A 15,260-nucleotide genomic window follows, 5' to 3' on the forward strand; every position below is an offset into this window, starting at 1 on the left:
CGCTAATATGGCCAAGGGGAAGAATAGTTGCAATCAGGGAAGACACTCACCTGTGAATGGAGAGCGGAGAGAAAGATCGGGAGGAATTTTAATAAGGTTTTCCTGATAGCAGCCGCTATCCGGAAGAAGCAAAAACTATTTTACCTGCTTCTCAATCAAGAGCATCAGGATATGAATGATCTTGATATGAACTTCCTGTATCCGGTCGGCATAGCCTTTATGAGGAACACGGATTTCAATGTCTGCAACGGGTCCAAGCTTTCCACCATCATTTCCGGTAAGGGCAATGGTCATCATACCTTTTTCCTTCGCCACCTTCATGGCTTGCAGAACGTTTGCGGAGTTGCCGCTGGTGCTCAATCCTAATAACACATCGCCTCTGTTACCAAGGGCTTCGAGATATCGTGAAAAAATAAACTCATAACCATAGTCATTTCCAACGCAGGAAATGTGACTGGCATCAGAGATTGAAATGGCAGGGATGGCCTTGCGATGGTCACGGTATTTTCCCGTGAGCTCTTCAGCGAAGTGCATGGCATCACAATGAGAGCCGCCGTTGCCACACGATATAACTTTTCCTCCTGAATTGATAGAGTCGGCTATCATTTTGGCCGCTGACTCAATTTTACCTAAAGTAGTCTTGTCTTTTAAGAAGGCAGATAAAACATCCGACGCCTGAGTAAGTTCCTGTTCGATCAGCGATTGATAGCTCATATTTTCTTTGATGATTCGGCACCTTTCGCCGCTTCCTGGAAGTCGTAGATTTTTGCTTTTAGCACATTATTCTCTTTCACAAGCTCTTCCTCGCGTTTTTTAATTGTTCGCCTATCAATAAGGAACCAGATGAAATCGACGAGAAAGAAAGCAAGGCCGAGAAATGATACATACTTAAACCAGGGTATATATTTCAGCAGACCCAGCAGATCCATGTGGCCGTCCACCATTACTGTAAAGATAAATGCACCGATCTGATACGCCGCAAAAGCCAGATACAGATAAAGTCGCTTTCTATTCATCGGATAAAATTCTCTTAAACTTACTGTAATTCTGTTAAATCAAAATCATGGCAAATGCGAAGAATGACAAATGGCAGTACCGATGTCAGTTTTTCTGGATTGTGCTCAGTTTCCAGTATACTCCCCTGTGCTGGATGAGATCGTCATGCGTACCGCGCTCAGCTATCTTCCCGTCCTGGATCACAATGATCTCATCAGCATGCTGAATAGTGCTGAGCCTGTGGGCGATAACCAATGAAGTACGGTTCTTCATCAAATTGAATAATGCTTCCTGAACCAGCTTTTCGGATTCTGAATCAAGAGCAGAAGTTGCTTCATCAAGAATAAGAATTGGAGGGTTTTTCAACACCGCACGGGCAATACTCAGTCGCTGGCGCTGTCCTCCTGAAAGTTTGGATCCACGTTCTCCAATAAAAGTCTGATATCCTGATTCGGTCTGTAAGATAAAGTCGTGTGCGTTGGCAATTTTAGCTGCGTTGATGACGGCTTCCTCACTCACTCCGGGCATGCCAAAAGCGATATTGTTAAAGATCGTATCGTTGAATAAGATGGACTCCTGCGTTACCACACCCATGTGCTTGCGGAGAGATTCAATTTCATAATCACGCAATGACCTGCCATCAATGCAGACATCTCCCTGCGTTGGATCATAGAAACGCGGAACAAGATCTGCGAGGGTTGACTTGCCTCCACCGGAAGGTCCGATCAATGCAACCGTCTTGCCCTTTTCGATGGAAAGATTGATATCTCTTAATACGAGATTTGAATCATAGGCAAAGCTGACGCCCTTAAACTCGATGTTCTTTTCAAATCCACTGAGAACAACAGCGTTTGGTTTGTTTTCAATCAATGGAACGGTATCGACCAAAGTGAAAATACGTTTGGAAGATGCAAGTCCTCTTTGAAGGGAAGTTATGCCATTGGAAAATTCTTTAGCTGGCTGGATGATCATGGTGAACAATGCCAGAAATCCCAGGAAGACTTCCGGTTCAAGAACTCCATCCAAAACAAGATTTCCACCATAGAACATGAGTACGATAATGATCATTACTCCAAGCATTTCGGAGACCGGCGATGCAAGCTCATTCTTGTACGCCATTGATTTACTCAGCCTGCGATAAGTACCAGCCTCTTCATCCATCTTTTTAATAATGTATCCGCGGGCATTGAATGCCTTCACCACACGCATGCCGCTTAATGTCTCTTCCAGGATATTGACAATTTTTCCAAGAGATTCCTGAGCCTGAACGGCCTGTCTTTTCAATCGCTTGATGATCTCCGCAAGAGCACCACCCATCAGAGGCAATACCAGTAATGTGAATAATGTAAGCTTTACAGAGATCGTAAACAGAATTGCAAAATAGATAATGATGGTAAGCGGTTCTTTTAAAACAGCCTTAAGACTGCCCATGACCGCCACTTCCACTTCCTGGACATCGTTTGTAAACCTGGACATCAGATCACCTTTGCGTTCGTTGTTAAAATATCCTATGTGAAGTTTGGTGACACTTCTGAAAATGTCCATCCGGATATTCCTGACAATGTCGGCGCGCAGTTTGGTAGCAAAGACCCTTTCCAGGTAACGAAAGAGACTGGCCAGCACAACCGAAGAGAATATCAATATGCAAACAAACAGTAATGCATCGATCGGACCTTTATCGCGAACGACTCCTAAAAAATAATGATTGAATACCTTGACAGCATAATCTGAAGAAAGCTCAAAGGATGGAATGGGCGGCACCACCACAGCGCCCTTTCCCTGCTTGAACAAAACACCCAGCATTGGGATGACCAGAAGAATATTCAATGCGCCGAAGAGAATTCCCAGCACCGCAAAAACAAAAAAGAACGTGATGTTCTGACCTGTATTCTGGGCATAAGAAAGTATTCGAAAGAAGTTCTTCATTCTCTATGGAAGGAATTAAAAATCGTACAGACGTGAAGCAATATTCCACCGCAATGCGATAGAGGTAACGGTTGAATTATTATCAAAAGCTGCTTTCGGGCTTTTGCTGGATCGGAATGTTCCCTTCAAATCGATGAAGAAATTATGCCTGAACATATAGGAGGCCATTACATCCGTGAACATAATTGTATTGTCGTAACCCTGGGCTATTTTATTGTTAAACTCCTGCTGACGGGTTGTATAGCTCTTATTAATATCTCCTCCCCAGTTTACATAAGGAAGGTCAACAGCCATGCCATCCACCGTCTCATCTCTTCCTGTTTTAACATAGAATGACTTGACAGTAACATTCAGCCTGGGAATAGGTTGATAACGAATGATCGCGGCAAGCTCATAAAAATTGGCACCCAGGGGGTGAGCCATGGGCTGGAGATAATTTGTATAGCTTGTATAGAAGTTGGCATGTGAATAGGTGAATGGCCGCACCACATTTGCCTCCATCTGCAGATCAAGGTTATTGATACCTGCTACGTCAATGTATTTCAATCCACCCTGAATGGCGAACTTATTGGCCCACCAGCCATTTCCGGAAGTGATGTTGTTCAATACAAATTCATCCAGAACAAACTGTCCGTAAAGTGAAAGTCTTTTGGCAACAATCCATTTCCAGTCCAGACCAACGATCGCGTTGTCAGAGCTTCCATTTTGCTGTTCGATGGACCGATAGAAAATAACAGGGTTCAGATAGTTCAGTTCAAATGTTCCACCATTGATTGAGTCTTGCGGTGAAAACACGACGGATTCAAATACACCGATATTAAATTTCTTACCAAGATTCATGCTGAGGTGATGGAAGGCAACATATTTCTCCGGATAATGTGTTCCTGCAGAAGCTCCGGTTGGTGATGAAGGGAAGCTTGCGGTCATACGATTCATCTGAAACAAATAGTTAAGTTTCCAGATCTTCAGATTGGCACGAAGAAACTGACTGGGTGGTGCAAAGTCAGACATGATCAAAGAACGAAAGCCATTTCCAATGTTCGTCCGGTCGTGGCCGAATTGCATGTAAATGTGCTTTGAAATATTGAAGTCGATGTAAGCACGAGCCTCGAAGAAATCCACTCCTCCATTTTTAAAGTCTTTCCAGAACCCCTGGTGCGGAACGGTATAGTATCCATACAGGCTTGAGAATTCTGTGGCATACATGGGAAGCCTTGCCTGATTATCGCTTAGATAAGTATAGAAACCGATTTTCTTGTCGATCATCCCCCTGATCTCCACACCACGGGTATTTATAAAAAGGGAACTGTTGGAACGGGAGTCTTTTCCCATTCCGACATAGAGGACAGGATTGATATGAAGATCGAAGTCAGGCTCCTCAACATGATAGAGATCTGACTTTTTCCGAAAGAGAGTTTTTAAGATAGGTGTTTTGCTTTCGTTGGTTTGTGATTGCGACCACTCCCAGTTGTCATTGCGAAGGTATTCGAGATTAAACTGGTCGGATGGCGATTGAAAAACGTTCTCTTTTAACTGAAGCGAATCCAGCATTGCTACAATAGCAGAACGCTTATAAGGTTTGACGGAAGTAAAAAGCTCTTTGGTGATCACTCCTGACTTGATCTCATAGCGATCGATCTTATGATAGTATTCTTCGTTGAGGGAGGCGTTGGTACTTTGACCGGAAACTCCCGTGGCGATAGTGCTTACTATAAAGAGTACCAGTGCCCGGCTCATGAGTGACAATTTGGAGTCTGGAGAAATACCGGGATAAAGTTCTGAGGCGTTTTTTGTGCTCATGCAAGCCGTTTAGGCCTAATTTTGGATCAAAAATACAACTGAAATCGATCTTTTTAACAATCTCTAAAACCCTCATTGCAAATCGCTGCAGGCTTTTTATCTTTGCAGTCCTTTAACGAAAAAGTAAAGATTCAAATGAAAAAAGGCCTTCATCCAGAGTATAAAGAAGTGGTTTTTTGGGACACATCAAGTGATTTCAAGTTTTTGACCCGTTCTACGCTAAAAACAAAGGAAACCACTACCTGGACCGATGGTAAGGAATATCCTGTCATTAAGGTCGAAGTTAGCTCAGCTTCACATCCGTTTTTCACGGGTAAGAAGATGTTTTTGGACTCTGCTGGTCGTGTGGAAAAATTCCAAAAGAAATACACAAAGAAGGCTTAAGCTTTTCTTTCCAGATAATAACAAAAGGTCTCCGAGTGAGGCCTTTTGTGTTTTAGGAGCCCTGCCAGAGATCAGGGTTAAGCTCAATAAAAGTTTTATTTTAGCACGATGAATCCAATTGTATTTGATGACCCTTCCATCCGTACGAATCTCCTGCCTTTCACTTTTACACGACCTGTTGGAGCTATCAGAATCGGCATTCTCACCATCATCGAAAAATGGGAGAAGCACCTGGGCACATCTGCTTCATACCTGACGCAGGATTATCTCTCTGAAAAATTTCTATTCTCTAGCGCATCTGAAAATCTGTTTATCAATGGAGCGGTTTGCCCGGATGAAGAGCTTACAAAAAGCATCAATGACCTTAAGATTGGTGAAGCGTTAACAAAAGATGGTACTATCCTAGCTTGTGTTTCGGGGAACAAAGACTGGAACAATCCAACTTCAAAAAAAGAATACAGCGGCACAGTTACCTTAATCGATCAGGTTTGGAAAATATTCCAGTACAATGGTGCTCAGATCCGTTCCGATTTTAACCTGATCACAAAAGGAAGAAAATCAGCAGGGATCAGTGATCCCCACACAAGGACTTATTCTCCTGAAAATATTTTTGTTGAAGAAGGTGCCGTGATACAAGCAGCAACTCTTAACGCATCAACAGGACCCATCTACATTGGTAAAAATGTTCAGATACAGGAAGGTTCTTTAATACGTGGCCCCTTCTCTGTTGGTGATGAATCTGTAGTGAATATGGGGGCCAAGATGCGCAGCGATACAACGGTAGGACCTTATTGCAAGGTCGGCGGTGAAATCAGCAATGCGGTGATCTTTGGCTATAGCAGCAAAGTTCATGATGGATTCCTGGGAAGTTCTGTTCTTGGTGAATGGTGCAACATGGGTGCGGATACCAACACCTCGAATCTCAAGAACAACTATGATAATGTGAAGCTCTGGAATTATGGCAAGCAGGGCTTTGCCAATACAGGATTAACATTTTGCGGATTGATGATGGGGGATCATACCAAATGTGGAATTAATTCAATGTTTAATACGGGCACTGTGGCAGGCGTTGCATCTAATATTTTTGGTGACGGATATCCAAGGAACTTCATCCCATCTTTTGCGTGGGGTGGTGCCGCAGGCTTCATGACATATCAATTGAATAAAGTTTATGAAACGGCGGCGAAAGCCATGGAAAGAAGAAACATTACATTGTCAGAAGTAGATAAGAAGATATTGAAAAATGTTTTTGATCAGTGCGCAGGTGAACGCGTTTGGGAAAAGAAATCATGAGATTCTCCGACATCCCAGGACTTAATGAAATAAAACAAAAGCTCATTCGCTCAGCGAAAGATGGCAAGATCGCACACGCTCAACTTTTTATGGGACGTGAGGGTGCACTTAATCTTCCCCTTGCCATCGCCTATGTTACTTATTTGCATTGTACCAATCGTGGCGAGACGGATGCCTGCGGAACGTGTTCTGCCTGCACCAAGAATTTAAAATACATTCATCCCGATACACATTTTGTTTTTCCGGTATCCAATGTAAAGGCCGATAAAGATGATGATCGATTTCGTGCTGACACGATGAAGAACTGGCGGGCATTTCTGCTGGAGCAACCTTTTGGAAATGTGAGCGACTGGACAACGTCTTATGGAGGAGAGGACAAGCAGGCAATCATTTCGCGGGAAGAAAGTCGTGAGATCGTTAAAACACTTTCATTAAAACCATTTGAAAGTCCGATCAAAGCTATGATCATCTGGCAACCGGAATACATGCACTCATCTGCCGCAAATGGCATTCTGAAAATTGTTGAAGAACCACCTCCTAATACATTCTTTATTCTCGTTTCAAATAATGCAGAACGACTGTTGCCTACAATTTTATCACGAACACAGCATGTGCTTGTTCCTCTTCTTTCGGATGATGATCTGGAAAAATTCCTTTCGCAGCAACCAGGTTTAGAGGAAAAGAAAAAGAGAAAGATCATTGGGGATGCTGAGGGAAATGTGCGGTTAGCATTATCACTGATCGAAACTGAGGAAGAAGACAATCACGAAAGAATGGCCCGGTGGATGCGTGCGTGCTTCAAGCGTGATTATGCAACGTTCCTTGCATTGATGGATGAATTTCATGAAGCCGATCGCCTCCAACAGCAATCGTTGTTACACTATACTCTCACCATGATGCGTGAGGCATTGCTTACATTGTCGGGAGCTGATTCTATTTTAAGAAGTCGTGATGCGGAACAGAAATTCATTCAGGATTTCAGCAAAGTAATGACCGTTAGCCGGATTGAAAGAGCCAACCACTTGATCACAGACGCCACTTACCATCTTGAAAGAAATGGAAGCGCAAAGATGATATTCCTTGATCTGTCCCTGCAGCTATCGAAGGTGATGAATTCCTGAAATACTTTTCATTTACCCCTGACGTTACTATTTTAGCGAACTCAATTTTTCAGAACCATGAATAAACTATTTACCGTTGTCCTCACATTTCTGGTGCTCATGACAAGCTGCGCACAGAAAAATGATGTTATTGTAAAAATCAAGACACCGTATGGCGAAATGATTGCCATATTATATGATGATACCCCACTGCATAAAGAGAATTTCATCAAGCTTGCAGAGGCGCATTATTTTGACAGCCTTTTATTTCACCGCGTTATTCCTGACTTCATGATTCAGACGGGGGATTCAGCATCACGTCATGCTAATCCGGGTGAGTCTTTAGGCCGTGGAGGAAAAAGATATACTATTCCTGCTGAATTTCTCCCCAATCATTTCCATGAAAAAGGCGCACTATCAGCGGCCCGTCAGGGTGATCATGTAAATGTTACTAAAGCCTCCAGCGGAAGTCAGTTTTATATTGTGGATGGAGCTGTTCTTACCCCTGATGATATTAGAAACATGACTTGTGATGTACCTAAGACGATGACAGGTCTGAGGAAAATGTTTGATCAACTGGAGTATCAGCCATTGCTCGACTCGCTCAATAAATTATACTATGCAGGAGATATGAATGCCTATCAAAACCGGATCATTGAACTTGCACCACGTGTTGAAAGAGTAACGGGTATAAAGACAACAAAGCCTCCATTATCAGAAGATAAGCAGAAAATCTACACGACAGCCGGTGGAGCTCCTCATCTGGATGGAGAATATACTGTGTTCGGAAAAGTAATTAAGGGGCTGGAAGTAATTGATAAAATCGCTGCTGTGCCAAGAGATTCACTGGATCGACCTTTGGAAGATGTAAGGATGATCAGCGTCACAATCGAAAAGATGTCAAAGAAAAAGATCACAAAGGATTACGGCTATGTATTTCCAGTCGTTGAAAAGAAGTAATGAAAATTCTCGTTACCGGATCTAATGGGTTACTAGGTCAGAAGCTTACCCTTCTGCTTGAAAATGATCCTACCATCGAAGTGATAGCCACCGCCAGAGGGAAGCTTACCTATGCGTTATCCCGTGGAAAATTTGAACCACTGGATGTTACGAATGAGGAACAAGTTAGCAGGGTTATAAAATCTGTCAATCCGGATGTAGTCATTCATACTGCTGCGATGACTCAGGTAGATCAATGTGAAACTGAACGGGAAATCTGCTGGCTAAATAATGTTACTGCAGTTGAACATATTGTAAAAGCTTGTGAGCAAATCAACGCGCATCTGATCCATATTTCGACAGATTTTATTTTTGACGGAACAGAAGGTCCTCTTGATGAAAACGCTATCCCCAATCCTATAAGTTATTATGGTGAAAGCAAGCTTGCTGGAGAAAAAGCCGTTCAACAAAGCAAATTAAGATGGGCAATTTTGCGGACCGTACTTGTGTATGGAGTTACACCTGATATGAGCCGATCCAATATTGTCCTTTGGGTTAAGAAAAGTCTGGAGGATGGCAAAACCATCAATGTTGTCAATGATCAATGGCGCACTCCTACCCTTGCAGAAGATCTTGCGATGGGCAGCATGTTAGCCGCAAAGAAAAAAGCTACAGGAGTTTTTAATATCTCTGGCGAAAAGATGATGACGCCGTATGATATCGCCTTAGAAACAGCAGATTTTTTCAAGCTGGATAAGGCCTTGATAAAAAAGACAGATTCAACCCAATTCAAACAAACAGCAAACCGGCCGCCAAAGACAGGGTTTATTATAGAAAAAGCAAAACGCGAATTGGGCTACCAACCTCACTCATTTTCAGAAGGACTCAGTACAATTAAAAGTCAACTTGAAAATCTAAAGATTCGATAATACAATTTAACCCTTAGCCTCCTTCTTCTGGCTCATCACTAAGTAATAAACCGGAATACCAATCAACGCTATGATCAGCCCTGGCCAGGTGAATTTGGGTTTATAAATAATCAAAAGTGTACAAAACATTGTACCCATCGCTATATAAATAGCCGGCAAGAAGGGGTATCCAAAAGCTTTATAAGGACGTTCCGCTTCAGGACGCTTCTTTCTTAAGATAAAAATTCCAATGATGGTAAGGATATAGAATAATACCACCACGAAGGATACCATGTCCAGAAGGTCGCCATACTTTCCACTGAGGCACCAGAAGCATGAAAGTGCGCATTGCACCCAAAGTGCATACTGAGGAACACCAAACTTATTCAACTGTCCTGCCTGTTTAAAAAACAATCCGTCCTTGGCCATTGTATAGCAAACACGGGCACCCGCAAGGATCAATCCATTGTTACATCCAAATGTAGATACCATGATCATTAATGCGATGACGATCGTTCCTGCATTTCCAAAAATTACGTTTGAGGCGGCCACTGCAACACGATCTTTATCAGCAAAAGCAATCTCACCTAACGGCAGCACTGCTGTGTACATAAGATTCGCTGAGACGTAGATTATCGTCACAATGAAAGTCCCGAGAAATAAGCTGAGACCAATATTTCGTTGTGGGTTTTTCATCTCACCACCGATGAAGGTCACACTGTTCCATGCATCGCTGCTGAAGATTGAACCTACCATGGCAGAGGCTATTGCACCGAAGGCGCCAATGGTCATGTAGGTTTCAAAAGTTCCATCAGCATTTAGCTTATGCATATCCCAGGCATTCGTCCAGTTGGCGTCCCAGACATTTTTATCCATCATGATGAATCCAAAAACGATAAGGCCAAACAAGCTTGCGATCTTTGTTACTGTAAATACACTTTGAATAGACTTTCCTCCTTCTACTCCACGTGTATTGACATAAGTCAGGAAAATAATAAGGACGATGGATATCACCTGTGCCGGTGAAATGTTTATTGAACCCAGACTCAGCAAAATAATATCTTCACTTGCGGCAGGCACGAGGTAAGCCAGGAATTTGGAGAACGCCACACCTACCGCAGCAATCGTTCCGGTTTGAATGATCATGAAGAAACTCCAGCCATATAAAAATCCAACGAGTGGATTATAAGATTCTTTAAGGTAGACATACTGACCACCTGCTTTTGGGAACATCCCACTCAACTCACCATAACTGACCGCAGCAGTAATTGTCATGAATCCAGTGATCAACCAAACTCCTACCAGCCATCCTGCGCTGCCGACATTTCTCAGGATATCTGCTCCGACAATAAACACACCGGAACCAATCATGGATCCAACCACGATCATCGTTCCATCCCAAAGTCCCATTACCGGTTTAAATTTATTCTCACTCATAATTATTTGAGATTTGATGATGTGTTATTTGAAAGATTGGAGTGAAGAAGTAATTAATCCGTGATTTCTGTAATCGGCTGACCAGTACAGCCACTGGGAAATTTTATTTTCAGCAGAACTGATAACGTCGGCGCAATATCAGTGATAACATGAAGTTGTGAAGAACTTCCTTTTCTTACACCCCACCCATAAAATAAAATCGGAACGTGAGTATCATACGTATATCCAGAGCCGTGGGTAGTTCCTGTTACATAAGAACTTGATAACCAGTTTGGCTCCAGCACAAATGCAATATCACCGGAACGTTTGGGATTGAAACCTCTAACAACACTTCCCTTGAGACCCTTCTCTCCGTAGTCGGAAGAACGAAGCGAACTTGAGGTGAATACATTGGCAACACCATCTGTACCCATCAGATACTGAGTGATCAATTCTGTTACAATTAACCTGTCAACTCCGGTTGATTTGGGATCTCCTGTGAAGGCTTCCTGATTTAAAAACACCTGATCATTGCTGATTTTCTCCACAATCTTTTTGTCTGGGAAGTATTTTTTCAGGAAATCATTAATACCTGCCTCTGCAAATGATTCACGGAATAATCCCGCAGGAATTTTATTGTCCTTGAGATATTGAGGAACATCAGAAACAGCGTGATCTGCGGTCAGGAACACGATATACTGTCCTGTTCCTACTTTCTTATCCAGCTCACTCAAAAGATCCTGGATATTCCTATCGAGGCGGAGATAGGTATCTTCAATTTCTACTGAGTTGGGGCCCATTGCGTGACCCACATAATCAGGACTTGAATAAGAGACCGTTAAAAAGTCAGTGATCTCATCCTTACCAAGCTCCTCTCCATCCAATGCTGCCTTCACAACATCTGTTAAAAGATCACAACCAAAGCCTGATGCTACAATCAATTCATAGCCGGTTGATTTTGTTCTCATCTGTCTGAGATTGTATGGAAACACCGGCTTCTCTTCTTTGCCTTTTATTCTGTTCTCATATGGAGAATCATCAGGACCGCTCTCTGTATATTGCTCAACCGGCAAGAGAGTCTTCCATTCCCGATTAAGGTATTGATCTGCCAGATTCAATGAATTGACTTTTTCAAGCCACAGAGGCAAGCCTGGTTTATAATAAGTACTGCTGATAAATTTACCACTTGGTGAGTCAAACCAATATGCGCCATCAGCCATGTGACCAGCCGGAAGAACCGCACCGCGATCTTTCATAGAAAGTCCAATAACCTTACCTCGCTTTTGGGTGGCAAGTTTTAATTCGTCTGTAATAGTTGTGGAAAGTAATCTCCAGGGAGATACGTCGCCATTCCCTACTTCAATCCCAACAGGTTTTTGATTCTCATCGCCAACGCAATTCACGGCTTTCTTTAAAGTCTTATCAAACCAATCATTTGCAATTATTCCATGAATGGCAGGTGTAGTACCTGTATAAACCGAAGCATGTCCCGGACCGGTATATGTTGGCACATAATTATAGTGCGCATTTTTGAGCATGAACCCATCGGACATAAGCCGTTTAAATCCTCCCGGGCCAAATTTCTTTTCGAAACGATATAGATATTCCTGCCTCATTTGATCCACTACAATACCAACTACCAACTTGGGTTTGTCCTGGGCACTAAGGCTTAAGGCAGCCACTGTCAGGATAATAAAAATCAAATGCTTCATAGCTTTTTTCATTCCTGCGAATATAAATGATTCAGGTTTAAAGATTCTAACTTAAAATGTGGGGAAATCTGAGTGTACAATGCAAAATCTGAAGATTAGGACCCGTCAATTATTACAGGATATTTCCTCAAATTCTTCGGCTTCCAGAGCCTGCTTGCGAATGATCTTTCCAAGATGGTCATAATAAATCACCACTGAAATACCTGCTTCTTCAATATGACGTTCGGTAAAATAGAGTGGCATGTCTTTGCTTCCCAGATTGATCACATCACTATACTGGATCGGAACAACAATCCCATGCTTGCTGCTGATTACCCCAAAAGCGTTGTCTTGTTTGACAATATAGATTTTCTCCCCTGAAGTGTCTTTTATAACAGTAAAATTCCGAATTCGGTCCATGGATATCTTTCTGGAATGAATGTTCATCAGCATCCATTGAAAATTCTTCTTCACAAGGGCCGTCGAATCATTCCAATATTGTATCTCCTCCCAATCAAAATTTCCGGAAGGCCTTCCGTCCAGCGTAATGAATCCATAGAATTTATCTTTATAAGCGATCCGCAATCCGGAATTATAAAATTTAATGTTACGGTCAAATACTGGTCGTATTAATATCTTTCTTTTGAGATCATACCAACCAAATTTCTTCTCTTTCAGCAAGGAGAACTGGGTTGAATCAACAGATACAATGGCATCATACTCAATAGGAATCAGAACTTTGCCCTCCTCGGTAAGAAGTCCTTTTTTATTCAGTCGTGTTACAAGAAAAACATTATTTGAAATTGCTTCCAGGTCATCAAAATCCAGAGTAAATAATTTAATTCCAGAAGCTGCATCATATACAGTTTTTCTTTTCCTGTCATCTACGATTACCCATGCGGATGAATCTCGATACTCTTTTAGCTGAAAATACGTGTTTTCAGAAAATGAGAGCTTTTGCCCAGCAGGCAGAAAGGCTTTAAGGGAATCATTTATCTGCATCATGGCCAATTGACCTTTAAACCAGACGCTATCTCCTTCATATAAGCTGGTCAACGCTTTATCATAAAGCTGTGAGCGATTATTCTCTGTTTGTAAACGGACCCATCCTGCCTGTTCCTGAATGGACTTGTAAGGAATGTTCTCAAATTTCTTAATGCCTTTCACGAATTCCTTTCCGTCTCTTTGTTGAATAAACCCAAAGGTTGCTTTTCTCAGCCGCTGTCGATCGAGTGGAATGACAAAATTCAGATAAGGGTCAATCACTCCTTCCAAAGACCCATTGCGAACCCAGTATTGCCGGGGAGCCCATCGCTTTACATCTTCAAAAACAAAATCCTCATTAAGAGAAGATCGTCCATTGATCTTTGCAATCAATGATGGTGTAGTAAGGACTTTCTTCCCCATTCTTTCTAAAACAATCAATGAGTCAATTGCATTTATGTCATCATAGTTATAGGGCAGCAATTGTTTTCCTGTCAGGCTGAACAATCCCCATTTATTACTTTTCTGCAAAGCCAGAAAGCGAGAAGCGACAGGTTGTGCATTCATAACGAAAGAGCCTATTCTGAATCCTGACTCATGCATCACAAAATTTCCGGAATCAGAAGTCAACAAAAGGTAACCCATTCCAATCTCTTTAGCCTCCTTCAATTTTCCATTCCACAGAATGCTTCCATCACGTGCCAGCAAACCGGCAGAAGTTACAAGCAAGCGTTCTGTTATTTCACCACAGCGATAATCTTCAGCAATGTCATCCAACAATGGAGCAATTACCTCTACCCCATGCTCATCCATGAATCCAAATTTTCCTGATTTAATGATCGGCACCCAATATGACTTATTCAATTTCTCCATTGACCGGAGAGAGTCTGTCATCCAGTTTTCATCGAAAATATTCTCGTCATCAGTTGTCTGAAGTTTATACAGGATATTTTTCGCAATAATGGCTGAGCTTCCTGATGGATAATTTTCAATAAACCATTGAAACGATTCAGGCGAACCTGAAGCAGTAGACATTTCAAGTATAGATTTCTCAGTGATTGAGCGATATGGGCTTTTTGGAAATTGCTTATGGAAAGCGATGAAGCTGGATAGTTTATGATCACCTGTTTTATCCTCAAATAACAATTTATCGAACCGTCTTTTTGCTTCATTGATTCTGACTGACGAGGGATATTTTATAAGAAATTTCTGAAAGCTCGACCAGGTATTAACTTTTAAGGCGTCGATGTAAGCAACTTCATCTCTTAATTCAACTGCTGCAGAAAGCTGAAGCGAACCTTTACGATGATCAATAAAATACTGGTACGATTCCTCCGTATTTAAACGTTTGGCATATTCAAAGGAAGCGCTATCGATCTTCACTCTGAGTTTTAACAATTGATTACTATCGAGCGGAATCTTCTTCAATCGCTCTCTCTCCTTAACAGATACCAGTTGAAGATTTCGTGTTGTAGATCGTGCATAGGAGTAAGCAGAATCAAGCTGGTAAGAAGGATTTACTGCATTAAAAAAATAAAGAGCAAGCAGATAGCGTGCTTCTGGATTTAGTGAATCCTTTGAAAGAGATTTACGAAGGGTCTGTTCAACCTTTGCCCATTTACCTTTTTCCATGCGACCCATTGCCAGCTTTTCAGGGCTGATCTGACCAAAGGCAGGCAAATTTAAAATCAGAAGAATAAGGCAGATCCGCATTCTGAGCATAGAAACGAAAGCAAGTTTCATTTATTCAACGAAACAAAGAAATTCATTCCGGTTTTTATCGCTGGCATCACTTCAATCGAATTTTAAACGAAATCAAAAAA

The 15,260-nt window shown here is 42.0% G+C and carries 12 protein-coding genes; 5 read left to right on the forward strand and 7 right to left on the reverse strand.

Translation table 11 applies throughout. From position 1 onward, the window contains the following. Positions 1 to 135 precede the first annotated feature (135 nt). The 4 genes from lpcA to HOP08_20350 form a co-directional block, all read right to left on the reverse strand. Positions 136 to 714, reverse strand: a complete 579-nt coding sequence (gene lpcA / locus HOP08_20335) for a D-sedoheptulose 7-phosphate isomerase (protein NOT77279.1) — start codon at positions 712 to 714, stop codon at positions 136 to 138. Beyond that, on the reverse strand, positions 711 to 1,016 hold the full coding sequence (locus HOP08_20340) for a hypothetical protein (GenBank protein NOT77280.1): 306 nt from the start codon (positions 1,014 to 1,016) through the stop codon (positions 711 to 713). Before HOP08_20340 ends, lpcA begins: the two co-directional genes overlap by 4 nt. Positions 1,017 to 1,101: 85 nt before the next feature. Next, entirely contained in the window at positions 1,102 to 2,922 is a 1,821-nt protein-coding gene (locus HOP08_20345; GenBank protein NOT77281.1) for an ABC transporter ATP-binding protein, read from the reverse strand. A gap of 15 nt (positions 2,923 to 2,937) precedes the next feature. Continuing rightward, complete coding sequence (locus tag HOP08_20350; protein ID NOT77282.1) at positions 2,938 to 4,659, reverse strand: hypothetical protein; 1,722 nt, start codon at positions 4,657 to 4,659, stop codon at positions 2,938 to 2,940. Between the two features lie 198 nt (positions 4,660 to 4,857). On the opposite strand from HOP08_20350, the gene HOP08_20355 reads away from it, so the two are divergent. From HOP08_20355 to HOP08_20375, 5 genes are all read left to right on the forward strand, one after another. Further along, positions 4,858 to 5,106 carry a type B 50S ribosomal protein L31 gene (locus HOP08_20355; GenBank protein NOT77283.1) on the forward strand — a complete coding sequence of 83 codons (249 nt, stop codon included), beginning with the start codon at positions 4,858 to 4,860 and terminating at the stop codon, positions 5,104 to 5,106. Positions 5,107 to 5,214: 108 nt separating this feature from the next. Beyond that, complete coding sequence (locus HOP08_20360; GenBank protein ID NOT77284.1) at positions 5,215 to 6,399, forward strand: glucose-1-phosphate thymidylyltransferase; 1,185 nt, start codon at positions 5,215 to 5,217, stop codon at positions 6,397 to 6,399. Beyond that, the gene (locus HOP08_20365; protein ID NOT77285.1) at positions 6,396 to 7,520 is read left to right on the forward strand and encodes a DNA polymerase III subunit; all 1,125 of its coding nucleotides are present in this window, start codon (positions 6,396 to 6,398) and stop codon (positions 7,518 to 7,520) included. The genes HOP08_20360 and HOP08_20365 overlap by 4 nt, the downstream gene beginning before the upstream one ends. Positions 7,521 to 7,577: 57 nt before the next feature. After that, positions 7,578 to 8,459 (forward strand): peptidylprolyl isomerase, encoded by an 882-nt coding sequence (locus tag HOP08_20370; GenBank protein ID NOT77286.1) that lies wholly within the window; start codon positions 7,578 to 7,580, stop codon positions 8,457 to 8,459. Then, positions 8,459 to 9,367 carry an SDR family oxidoreductase gene (locus HOP08_20375; protein ID NOT77287.1) on the forward strand — a complete coding sequence of 303 codons (909 nt, stop codon included), beginning with the start codon at positions 8,459 to 8,461 and terminating at the stop codon, positions 9,365 to 9,367. Before HOP08_20370 ends, HOP08_20375 begins: the two co-directional genes overlap by 1 nt. Before the next feature lie 6 nt (positions 9,368 to 9,373). Here HOP08_20375 and HOP08_20380 read toward each other — a convergent pair whose 3' ends face one another. From HOP08_20380 to HOP08_20390, 3 genes are all read right to left on the reverse strand, one after another. Beyond that, positions 9,374 to 10,783, reverse strand: a complete 1,410-nt coding sequence (locus HOP08_20380) for an amino acid permease (protein ID NOT77288.1) — start codon at positions 10,781 to 10,783, stop codon at positions 9,374 to 9,376. 53 nt (positions 10,784 to 10,836) lie between these two features. Next, on the reverse strand, positions 10,837 to 12,474 hold the full coding sequence (locus HOP08_20385) for an alkaline phosphatase family protein (protein ID NOT77289.1): 1,638 nt from the start codon (positions 12,472 to 12,474) through the stop codon (positions 10,837 to 10,839). Positions 12,475 to 12,579: 105 nt separating this feature from the next. Then, complete coding sequence (locus HOP08_20390; protein ID NOT77290.1) at positions 12,580 to 15,180, reverse strand: hypothetical protein; 2,601 nt, start codon at positions 15,178 to 15,180, stop codon at positions 12,580 to 12,582. Positions 15,181 to 15,260: the final 80 nt, after the last annotated feature.

Source organism: Cyclobacteriaceae bacterium (genome assembly GCA_013141055.1).
In the GTDB taxonomy this organism is placed as follows: Bacteria; Bacteroidota; Bacteroidia; order Cytophagales; family Cyclobacteriaceae; genus ELB16-189.

Excerpts from the sequence above, each read along its gene's own strand:
- HOP08_20385 (NOT77289.1), bottom strand. The coding sequence starts at position 12,474 with ATGAAGCATTTGATTTTTATTATCCTGACAGTGGCTGCCTTAAGCCTT.
- HOP08_20345 (NOT77281.1), bottom strand. The coding sequence starts at position 2,922 with ATGAAGAACTTCTTTCGAATACTTTCTTATGCCCAGAATACAGGTCAG.
- HOP08_20380 (NOT77288.1), bottom strand. The coding sequence starts at position 10,783 with ATGAGTGAGAATAAATTTAAACCGGTAATGGGACTTTGGGATGGAACG.
- HOP08_20350 (NOT77282.1), bottom strand. The coding sequence starts at position 4,659 with ATGAGCCGGGCACTGGTACTCTTTATAGTAAGCACTATCGCCACGGGA.
- lpcA (NOT77279.1), bottom strand. The coding sequence starts at position 714 with ATGAGCTATCAATCGCTGATCGAACAGGAACTTACTCAGGCGTCGGAT.
- HOP08_20355 (NOT77283.1), top strand. The coding sequence starts at position 4,858 with ATGAAAAAAGGCCTTCATCCAGAGTATAAAGAAGTGGTTTTTTGGGAC.
- HOP08_20390 (NOT77290.1), bottom strand. The coding sequence starts at position 15,180 with ATGAAACTTGCTTTCGTTTCTATGCTCAGAATGCGGATCTGCCTTATT.
- HOP08_20365 (NOT77285.1), top strand. The coding sequence starts at position 6,396 with ATGAGATTCTCCGACATCCCAGGACTTAATGAAATAAAACAAAAGCTC.
- HOP08_20360 (NOT77284.1), top strand. The coding sequence starts at position 5,215 with ATGAATCCAATTGTATTTGATGACCCTTCCATCCGTACGAATCTCCTG.
- HOP08_20370 (NOT77286.1), top strand. The coding sequence starts at position 7,578 with ATGAATAAACTATTTACCGTTGTCCTCACATTTCTGGTGCTCATGACA.
- HOP08_20375 (NOT77287.1), top strand. The coding sequence starts at position 8,459 with ATGAAAATTCTCGTTACCGGATCTAATGGGTTACTAGGTCAGAAGCTT.
- HOP08_20340 (NOT77280.1), bottom strand. The coding sequence starts at position 1,016 with ATGAATAGAAAGCGACTTTATCTGTATCTGGCTTTTGCGGCGTATCAG.